Consider the following 1,474-nt stretch of genomic DNA (forward strand, 5'->3'; position numbering starts at 1 on the left):
TATATATTATAGTAGATAGAATGCAATTATACAGCTTAATTCAATTGATTAAAAATTTTCTTTTTAATCGCTGCATTCCTAAATTATAATTTTTTGATACAATCTGTCAATTTTATTAAAAAAAATTTACTAAAATATAATGTCAAACATATTCCAAAATCTATCTCATTATTTAGAAGTTTTAATTGTATATTTCATGTATAATCTCCTTCGTAGGAGGATTTGAATAATGTCAGATGCAAATAATGCAAAGACGTTTAGATGGTGGAATATTGCCCTTTTAGGTTTTACCACTGTTTGGGGTCTTAACAATGTTATCAACAACTTTGCCAATCAAGGTTTAGCCGTTGTAACATCTTGGATTTTAATTATGGTCCTATATTTCGTTCCATACACTTTAATGGTGGGACAATTAGGATCAGCTTTTCAAGAAGCTGGCGGGGGTGTTAGTTCTTGGGTCAAAGCACTTTCTAATAACAAACTAGCTTACTTTGCTGCCTGGACTTACTGGGTAGTTCACGTTCCTTATTTAGCTCAAAAGCCACAAATCATTATGGTCAGCTTGAGCTGGTTGTTCAAGGGAAATGGTTCATTCATTAAATCAGCTTCACCATTGCTTGTTCAGGGAGCTAGTTTAGTTATCTTCTTGATCTTCGTTTGGTTAGCTAGTAAAGGTACGACAATTCTGAATAACTTGGGTAGTATTGCTGGTATTGCAATGTTTACTATGTCAATGTTATTCATCATTTTAGGTGTCAGTGCTCCTTTTATCACTCATGTCCAAATTGCTACTCCAAACATGACTGATATTCATACATACATACCAAAATTCGACTTCCAATACTTTACGACAATCTCAATGTTAGTTTTCGCCGTTGGTGGTTCTGAAAAGATCTCTCCATACGTTAACAAAACTAAGAATGCCTCAAAAGAATTCCCACTAGGTATGATCATTTTAGCTGTAATGGTTGCTGTTTCTGCAATTTTAGGTTCATTTGCCATTGGTATGATTGTTAATTCAAATCATATCCCGGCTGACTTAATGGCTAACGGTGCTTATCAAGCCTTCCAATTTTTAGGCAACAGTTTCCACGTTGGTAACTTATTTGTTTGGGCTTTCGCCATTACTAATACAATTGCTTCGGCTGCTGCTTTGGCAATTTCAATTGATGCACCTTTACGTATGCTTCTAGGTGATGCTGATAAGAAATACATCCCTAAGGCACTTTTGAAAAAGAACAAACGCGGTATTGCTATCAATGGCTACAAGATGACAGCTATTCTTGTTTCAATTCTTATCATTGTTCCAGCCCTTGGTATCAATGGTATGAATGACTTGTATAATTGGTTGTTAAACCTTAACTCAATCGTTATGCCAATGCGTTATCTATGGGTGTTCTTCGCATTCATGATGCTATCAAAACATATCGACAGTTTCCAATCAGATCATATGTTTGTTAAAAACAAGTACGTC

The 1,474-nt window shown here is 34.9% G+C and carries 1 protein-coding gene; it reads left to right on the forward strand.

The genetic code is table 11. The features are described 5' to 3' along the window. Window positions 1-229: 229 nt before the first annotated feature. Window positions 230-1,474 (forward strand): amino acid permease (locus FHL06_RS12945; RefSeq protein WP_153387000.1); only part of this gene is annotated, 1,245 nt, incomplete at its 3' end.

This window comes from Companilactobacillus halodurans (genome assembly GCF_009600985.1).
GTDB lineage: Bacteria > Bacillota > Bacilli > Lactobacillales > Lactobacillaceae > Companilactobacillus > Companilactobacillus halodurans.